Genomic DNA, 9,771 nt, shown 5'->3' on the forward strand with positions numbered 1-9,771 from the left:
CAGCATACCTGCTGTATCACTCGTGTTCAGTTTGGTATTGAGGCGAGTCTGAACAGCAGCTAAAGAATCCAGCATACGCTGACTCTTCAGATAATTGGCCAGCATAGCTGCAGTGTCACTGATATTAACTTTCAGATCAATACGGTTGCTCAGGTTTACTGTATCAGCAGTATTCAATTTGGTATTGATCCGCGCCTGAACATTGGCCAGAGAGTCTAATAACCGCTGAGATTTAATGTAGGTACTCAACATGTTGGCTGTGTCACCTATCGCAAGTTTTGTGTTGAGGCGAGATTGAACATTTGCCAATGAATCTAACAGTGCCTGGCTCTTCAGATAGTTGGCCAACATGCCGGCAGTGTCGCTCGTGTTCAGTTTGGTATTGAGGCGAGCCTGTACAGCCGCCAATGAATCCAGCATGCGCTGACTCTTCAGATAGTTCGCAAGCATAGCTGCCGTATCACTGATATTAACTTTCAGATCAATGCGATTGCTCAGATTAACAGTATCTGTAGCGTTCAGCTTGGTGTTGATCCGCGCCTGAACATTGGCCAGAGAGTCTAATAACCGCTGAGACTTGATATAAGTGCTCAGCATGTTTGCCGTATCGCCAATTGCTAACTTAGTATTTAAACGCGATTGAACATTAGCCAATGAATCTAACAGTGCTTGGCTCTTCAGATAATTAGACAGCATACCAGCAGTGTCGCTCGTATTCAGCTTGGTGTTCAACCTGGTTTGAACAGCTGCTAACGAATCCAGCATCCGTTGGCTCTTCAAGTAATTGGCCAGCATAGCTGCCGTATCACTGATATTAACTTTCAGATCAATGCGGTTGCTCAGATTAACTGTATCTGTAGCGTTCAGCTTAGTGTTGATCCGCGCCTGAACATTGGTCAAAGAATCCAATAAACGCTGAGATTTGATATAAGTGCTCAGCATATTAGCTGTATCGCCGATTGCCAGTTTGGTGTTAAGTCGAGCTTGTACGTTTGCAAGTGAGTCCAACAATGCCTGGCTCTTCAGATAATTAGACAGCATACCTGCTGTATCGCTCGTGTTCAGCTTGGTGTTTAACCTGGTTTGAACGGCGGCTAACGAATCCAGCATCCGTTGGCTCTTCAGGTAGTTCGCAAGCATAGTTGCAGTGTCACTGATATTAACCTTCAGATCGATGCGGTTGCTCAGGCTTATCGTATCAGCTGCGCTCAACTTGGTATTGATCCTGCTCTGAACATTCGTTAATGAGTCGAGCAGTCTTTGGGACTGTACATAAGTACTCAGCATGTTGGCTGTGTCACCTATCGCAAGTTTCGTATTCAAGCGAGATTGAACATTAGCCAACGAATCTAACAATGCCTGGCTCTTCAGATAATTAGACAGCATACCAGCGGTATCACTGGTATTCAATTTCGTATTGAGGCGAGTCTGAACAGCTGCTAAAGAATCCAGCATACGTTGACTCTTCAGATAGTTCGCAAGCATAGCTGCAGTATCACTGATATTAACTTTCAGATCGATACGGTTGCTCAGGTTTACTGTATCAGCAGCATTCAATTTGGTGTTGATACGCGCTTGAACATTAGTTAAAGAATCCAATAAACGCTGAGACTTGATATAAGTGCTCAGCATATTAGCGGTATCGCCAATTGCTAACTTAGTATTTAAACGCGATTGAACATTAGCCAATGAATCTAACAGTGCTTGGCTCTTCAGATAATTAGACAGCATACCAGCGGTATCACTCGTGTTCAATTTTGTATTGAGGCGAGTCTGAACAGCTGCTAAAGAATCCAGCATGCGCTGACTCTTCAGGTAGTTCGCAAGCATAGCTGCAGTGTCACTGATATTAACTTTCAGATCGATGCGATTGCTCAGGTTCATCGTATCAGCTGCGCTTAACTTGGTATTGATCCTGGTCTGAACATTTGTCAGAGAATCGAGCAGTCTTTGTGATTGCACATATGTACTCAGCATATTAGCGGTATCGCCAATCGCAAGTTTTGTATTCAAACGTGATTGAACGTTTGCTAATGAGTCCAGTAATTGTTGGCTTTTCAGGTAGTTCGCCAACATGCCAGCTGTATCGCTGGTGTTCAATTTTGTATTGAGGCGAGTCTGAACGGCAGCTAAAGAATCCAACATACGTTGACTCTTCAGGTAGTTCGCAAGCATCGAAGCGGTGTCGCTGATATTTACCTTCAGATCGATACGGTTGCTCAGGTTCATCGTATCAGCTGCACTCAATTTGGTATTGATCCTGGTCTGAACATTTGTTAATGAGTCGAGTAATCTTTGGGACTGAATATAAGTGCTCAGCATATTTGCTGTATCACCTATCGCCAGTTTGGTGTTGAGGCGAGCTTGTACGTTTGAAAGCGAGTCTAACAGTGCCTGACTCTTCAGATAGTTAGACAGCATACCAGCGGTATCACTCGTGTTCAGCTTAGTGTTTAGCCTTGTTTGAACAGCAGCCAATGAATCTAGCATATGCTGACTCTTCAGGTAATTGGCCAGCATAGCTGCAGTATCACTGATATTAACTTTCAGATCGATACGATTGCTCAGGTTCATCGTATCAGCTGCACTTAATTTGGTATTGATGCGAGTCTGAACATTTGTTAATGAGTCCAGCAGTCTTTGGGACTGAATATAAGTGCTCAGCATGTTGGCGGTGTCACCAATCGCTAGTTTCGTATTCAAACGTGATTGAACGTTTGCTAATGAGTCCAGTAATTGTTGGCTTTTCAGGTAGTTGGCCAACATGCCGGCTGTATCGCTCGTATTCAATTTTGTATTGAGGCGAGTCTGAACAGCAGCCAATGAATCCAACATACGCTGACTCTTCAGGTAATTAGACAGCATAGCTGCAGTGTCGCTGATATTTACCTTCAGATCGATTCGATTGCTCAGGTTCATCGTATCAGCTGCGCTTAGCTTGGTATTGATGCGAGTCTGAACATTTGTTAATGAGTCGAGTAATCTTTGGGACTGAACATAAGTGCTCAGCATGTTGGCGGTGTCACCAATCGCAAGTTTTGTGTTGAGACGGGCCTGTACATTTGCTAATGAATCCAGTAATTGTTGGCTCTTCAGGTAGTTGGCCAACATGCCAGCTGTATCGCTGGTATTCAGCTTAGTGTTTAACCTTGTTTGAACAGCTGCTAAGGAATCCAGCATACGCTGGCTCTTCAGGTAGTTCGCAAGCATAGCTGCCGTATCACTGATATTTACCTTCAGATCGATGCGGTTGCTCAGATTGACAGTATCAGTAGCGTTCAGCTTGGTGTTGATACGGGTCTGAACATTCGTCAGAGAATCGAGCAGCTTTTGGGACTGAACATAAGTGCTCAACATATTTGCTGTATCGCCGATTGCCAGTTTCGTATTCAAACGTGATTGAACGTTTGCTAATGAATCCAGTAATTGTTGGCTTTTCAGGTAGTTCACCAACATGCCGGCTGTATCGCTCGTGTTCAGTTTGGTATTGAGGCGAGTCTGAACAGCTGCTAAAGAATCCAGCATGCGTTGACTCTTCAGGTAGTTGGCAAGCATAGCTGCAGTGTCACTGATATTTACCTTCAGATCGATACGGTTGCTCAGGTTCATCGTATCAGTTGCACTCAACTTGGTATTGATGCGGGTCTGAACATTTGTTAATGAGTCGAGTAATCTTTGGGACTGAACATAAGTACTCAGCATATTGGCGGTATCACCAATCGCGAGTTTCGTATTCAAACGTGATTGAACGTTTGCTAATGAGTCCAGTAATTGTTGGCTCTTCAGGTAGTTGGCCAACATACCGGCAGTGTCACTGGTGTTCAGCTTAGTGTTTAACCTTGTTTGAACGGCTGCCAATGAATCCAACATACGCTGACTCTTCAGGTAATTGGCCAGCATAGCTGCAGTGTCACTGCTATTTACCTTCAGATCGATACGATTGCTCAGGTTCATCGTATCAGTTGCACTTAATTTAGTATTGATGCGAGTCTGAACATTCGTTAACGAATCAAGCAGTCTTTGGGACTGTACATAAGTACTCAGCATATTAGCGGTATCGCCAATTGCAAGTTTTGTATTTAAACGTGATTGAACGTTTGCTAATGAGTCCAGTAATTGTTGGCTTTTCAGGTAGTTCGCCAACATGCCAGCTGTATCGCTGGTATTCAGCTTAGTGTTTAACCTTGTTTGAACAGCTGCTAAGGAATCCAACATACGTTGACTCTTCAGGTAGTTCGCAAGCATCGAAGCGGTGTCGCTGATATTTACCTTCAGATCGATACGGTTGCTCAGGTTCATCGTATCAGCTGCACTCAATTTGGTATTGATCCTGGTCTGAACATTTGTTAATGAGTCGAGTAATCTTTGGGACTGAATATAAGTGCTCAGCATATTTGCTGTATCACCTATCGCCAGTTTGGTGTTGAGGCGAGCTTGTACGTTTGAAAGCGAGTCTAACAGTGCCTGACTCTTCAGATAGTTAGACAGCATACCAGCGGTATCACTCGTGTTCAGCTTAGTGTTTAGCCTTGTTTGAACAGCAGCCAATGAATCTAGCATATGCTGACTCTTCAGGTAATTGGCCAGCATAGCTGCAGTATCACTGATATTAACTTTCAGATCGATACGATTGCTCAGGTTCATCGTATCAGCTGCACTTAATTTGGTATTGATGCGAGTCTGAACATTTGTTAATGAGTCCAGCAGTCTTTGGGACTGAATATAAGTGCTCAGCATGTTGGCGGTGTCACCAATCGCTAGTTTCGTATTCAAACGTGATTGAACGTTTGCTAATGAGTCCAGTAATTGTTGGCTTTTCAGGTAGTTGGCCAACATGCCGGCTGTATCGCTCGTATTCAATTTTGTATTGAGGCGAGTCTGAACAGCAGCCAATGAATCCAACATACGCTGACTCTTCAGGTAATTAGACAGCATAGCTGCAGTGTCGCTGATATTTACCTTCAGATCGATTCGATTGCTCAGGTTCATCGTATCAGCTGCGCTTAGCTTGGTATTGATGCGAGTCTGAACATTTGTTAATGAGTCGAGTAATCTTTGGGACTGAACATAAGTGCTCAGCATGTTGGCGGTGTCACCAATCGCAAGTTTTGTGTTGAGACGGGCCTGTACATTTGCTAATGAATCCAGTAATTGTTGGCTCTTCAGGTAGTTGGCCAACATGCCAGCTGTATCGCTGGTATTCAGCTTAGTGTTTAACCTTGTTTGAACAGCTGCTAAGGAATCCAGCATACGCTGGCTCTTCAGGTAGTTCGCAAGCATAGCTGCCGTATCACTGATATTTACCTTCAGATCGATGCGGTTGCTCAGATTGACAGTATCAGTAGCGTTCAGCTTGGTGTTGATACGGGTCTGAACATTCGTCAGAGAATCGAGCAGCTTTTGGGACTGAACATAAGTGCTCAACATATTTGCTGTATCGCCGATTGCCAGTTTCGTATTCAAACGTGATTGAACGTTTGCTAATGAATCCAGTAATTGTTGGCTTTTCAGGTAGTTCACCAACATGCCGGCTGTATCGCTCGTGTTCAGTTTGGTATTGAGGCGAGTCTGAACAGCTGCTAAAGAATCCAGCATGCGTTGACTCTTCAGGTAGTTGGCAAGCATAGCTGCAGTGTCACTGATATTTACCTTCAGATCGATACGGTTGCTCAGGTTCATCGTATCAGTTGCACTCAACTTGGTATTGATGCGGGTCTGAACATTTGTTAATGAGTCGAGTAATCTTTGGGACTGAACATAAGTACTCAGCATATTGGCGGTATCACCAATCGCGAGTTTCGTATTCAAACGTGATTGAACGTTTGCTAATGAGTCCAGTAATTGTTGGCTCTTCAGGTAGTTGGCCAACATACCGGCAGTGTCACTGGTGTTCAGCTTAGTGTTTAACCTTGTTTGAACGGCTGCCAATGAATCCAACATACGCTGACTCTTCAGGTAATTGGCCAGCATAGCTGCAGTGTCACTGCTATTTACCTTCAGATCGATACGATTGCTCAGGTTCATCGTATCAGTTGCACTTAATTTAGTATTGATGCGAGTCTGAACATTCGTTAACGAATCAAGCAGTCTTTGGGACTGTACATAAGTACTCAGCATATTAGCGGTATCGCCAATTGCAAGTTTTGTATTTAAACGTGATTGAACGTTTGCTAATGAGTCCAGTAATTGTTGGCTTTTCAGGTAGTTCGCCAACATGCCAGCTGTATCGCTGGTATTCAGCTTAGTGTTTAACCTTGTTTGAACAGCTGCTAAGGAATCCAACATACGTTGACTCTTCAGGTAGTTCGCAAGCATCGAAGCGGTGTCGCTGATATTTACCTTCAGATCGATACGGTTGCTCAGGTTCATCGTATCAGCTGCGCTTAACTTGGTGTTGATGCGGGTCTGAACATTTGTTAATGAGTCGAGTAATCTTTGGGACTGAACATAAGTGCTCAGCATGTTGGCGGTGTCACCAATCGCCAGTTTTGTGTTGAGACGGGCCTGTACATTTGCTAATGAATCCAGCAATTGTTGGCTCTTCAGGTAGTTGGCCAGCATGCCAGCTGTGTCGCTGGTGTTCAATTTTGTGTTGAGGCGAGTCTGGACAGCGGCCAAAGAATCCAGCATGCGCTGACTCTTCAGGTAGTTAGCCAACATCGAAGCTGTATCGCTGATGTTCACCTTCAGGTCAATACGATTGCTCAGGTTCATCGTATCCGCTGCACTTAACTTGGTATTGATGCGGGCCTGAACATTGGTCAATGAGTCCAGCAGTCTTTGCGACTGAACATAAGTGCTCAGCATATTCGCGGTATCGCCGATCGCCAATTTAGTATTTAAACGAGATTGGACGTTTGCAAGCGAGTCTAACAGCGCCTGGCTCTTCAGGTAGTTCGCCAGCATGCCAGCAGTGTCACTCGTATTCAGCTTGGTGTTTAACCTTGTCTGAACGGCCGCCAATGAATCCAGCATGCGCTGACTTTTCAGATAGTTCGCCAGCATCGTTGCTGTGTCACTGATATTCACCTTCAGATCAATACGATTACTCAGGTTCATCGTATCAGCGGCACTCAACTTGGTGTTGATCCTGGTCTGAACGTTCGTCAATGAGTCCAGCAGTCGTTGTGACTGAACATAAGTGCTCAGCATGTTTGCCGTATCACCAATCGCAAGCTTCGTATTCAACCTTGATTGAACATTCGCTAATGAATCTAACAGTGCCTGGCTCTTCAGGTAACTAGAGAGCATGCCAGCTGTATCGCTCGTATTAAGTTTAGTGTTCAACCTTGTCTGAACAGCAGCTAATGAATCCAGCATACGCTGGCTCTTCAGATAATTGGCCAGCATCGAAGCTGTATCACTGATATTCACCTTCAGATCAATACGATTACTCAGGTTCATCGTATCAGCGGCACTCAACTTGGTGTTGATGCGGGTCTGAACGTTCGTCAATGAGTCCAGCAGTCGTTGTGACTGAACATAAGTGCTCAGCATGTTTGCCGTATCACCAATCGCAAGTTTTGTGTTGAGGCGAGATTGGACGTTTGCTAATGAATCTAACAGCGCCTGACTTTTCAGATAATTAGATAGCATTCCAGCAGTATCGCTGGTGTTCAGCTTGGTGTTCAACCTGTTTTGAACAGCGGCCAGAGAGTCCAGCATGCGCTGACTCTTCAGGTAATTAGCCAGCATGGAAGCTGTGTCGCTGATGTTCACTTTCAGATCAATACGGTTGCTCAGGTTCATCGTATCAGCAGCACTTAACTTGGTGTTGATCCTGGTCTGAACATTCGTTAATGAATCCAGCAGTCTTTGGGACTGAACATAGGTGCTCAGCATGTTGGCTGTATCGCCGATTGCAAGCTTCGTATTTAACCTTGATTGAACATTCGCTAATGAATCTAACAGTGCCTGGCTCTTCAGGTAGTTAGACAACATACCGGCTGTGTCGCTCGTATTCAGTTTGGTGTTCAACCTTGTCTGAACAGCAGCTAATGAATCCAGCATGCGCTGACTCTTCAGATAATTAGCAAGCATGGAAGCTGTGTCACTGATATTAACCTTCAGATCAATACGGTTGCTCAGATTCATCGTATCAGCTGCGCTTAACTTGGTGTTGATCCTGGTCTGAACATTCGTCAATGAATCGAGCAGTCTTTGGGACTGAACATAAGTGCTCAGCATATTGGCGGTATCGCCGATTGCGAGTTTTGTGTTGAGGCGAGACTGAACGTTTGCAAGCGAGTCTAACAGTGCCTGGCTTTTCAGGTAGTTTGCCAACATACCGGCAGTGTCACTCGTATTCAGCTTGGTGTTCAACCTGTTTTGAACAGCAGCCAGAGAGTCCAGCATGCGCTGACTCTTCAGGTAGTTCGCAAGCATAGAAGCTGTGTCGCTGATATTAACCTTCAGATCAATTCGATTGCTCAGGTTCATTGTATCAGCTGCACTTAACTTGGTGTTGATCCTGGCTTGAACATTCGTCAATGAGTCCAGCAATCTTTGGGACTGTACATAGGTGCTCAGCATATTCGCGGTATCGCCGATCGCCAGTTTGGTATTTAAACGAGACTGAACGTTTGCTAAAGAATCCAGTAATTGTTGGCTCTTCAGGTAGTTGGCTAACATGCCGGCAGTGTCACTCGTATTCAGCTTGGTGTTCAACCTTGTCTGGACAGCGGCCAAAGAATCCAGCATGCGCTGGCTCTTCAGGTAATTAGCAAGCATCGAAGCAGTGTCGCTGATGTTCACCTTCAGATCAATACGGTTGCTCAGGTTCATCGTATCAGCTGCGCTTAACTTGGTGTTGATGCGCGTCTGAACGTTCGTCAATGAGTCAAGCAGTCTTTGTGACTGAACATAAGTGCTCAGCATGTTTGCGGTATCACCGATCGCCAATTTTGTATTTAAACGAGACTGAACGTTTGCTAAAGAATCCAGTAATTGTTGGCTCTTTAGGTAGTTCGCCAGCATGCCGGCAGTATCGCTCGTATTAAGTTTGGTGTTCAACCTGTTTTGAACAGCGGCCAGAGAGTCCAGCATGCGCTGACTCTTCAAGTAGTTAGCCAACATCGACGCAGTATCACTGATGTTCACCTTCAGGTCAATACGGTTGCTCAGATTCATCGTATCAGCAGCACTCAACTTGGTATTGATACGGGTCTGAACGTTCGTCAATGAGTCCAGCAGTCTTTGTGACTGTACATAAGTGCTCAGCATGTTTGCCGTATCACCAATCGCTAGTTTTGTATTGAGGCGAGACTGAACGTTTGCTAAAGAGTCCAGTAATTGTTGGCTCTTCAGGTAGTTTGCCAGCATCCCAGCTGTATCACTCGTATTAAGTTTGGTGTTTAACCTGTTTTGAACAGCGGCCAGAGAGTCCAACATGCGCTGACTTTTCAGGTAGTTAGCAAGCATCGAAGCTGTGTCGCTGATATTCACCTTCAGGTCAATCCGGTTGCTCAGATTCATTGTATCTGTCGAATTCAGCTTCACATTCAGCCTGCTCTGAACTGCAGCTAAAGAATCCAGCAATTGCTGACTCTTTAAATAATTAGCAAGCATCGATGAGGTATCAGCCCAATTAAACTTTGTATTCAAACGGGATTGAACATTCGCCAAAGAATCCAACAACTGCTGGCTCTTCAGATAGTTTGCCAACATTGACGCCGTATCAGTTGAGTTCAGCTTCACATTCAACCTGCTTTGAACTGCTGCTAAAGAGTCTAACAATTGCTGACTCTTTAAATAATTTGCAAGCATTGATGA

Annotated in this window: 1 protein-coding gene; it reads right to left on the reverse strand. The window is 44.7% G+C overall.

All coding sequences use genetic code 11. The features are described from left to right. A partial coding sequence (locus B5D42_RS17770) for a hypothetical protein (RefSeq protein ID WP_139367235.1) occupies positions 1 to 9,567 on the reverse strand: 9,567 nt, incomplete at its 3' end. Between the last annotated feature and the right edge of the window lie 204 nt (positions 9,568 to 9,771).

The organism is Sediminibacterium ginsengisoli, from assembly GCF_900167075.1.
Lineage (GTDB): Bacteria > Bacteroidota > Bacteroidia > Chitinophagales > Chitinophagaceae > Sediminibacterium > Sediminibacterium ginsengisoli.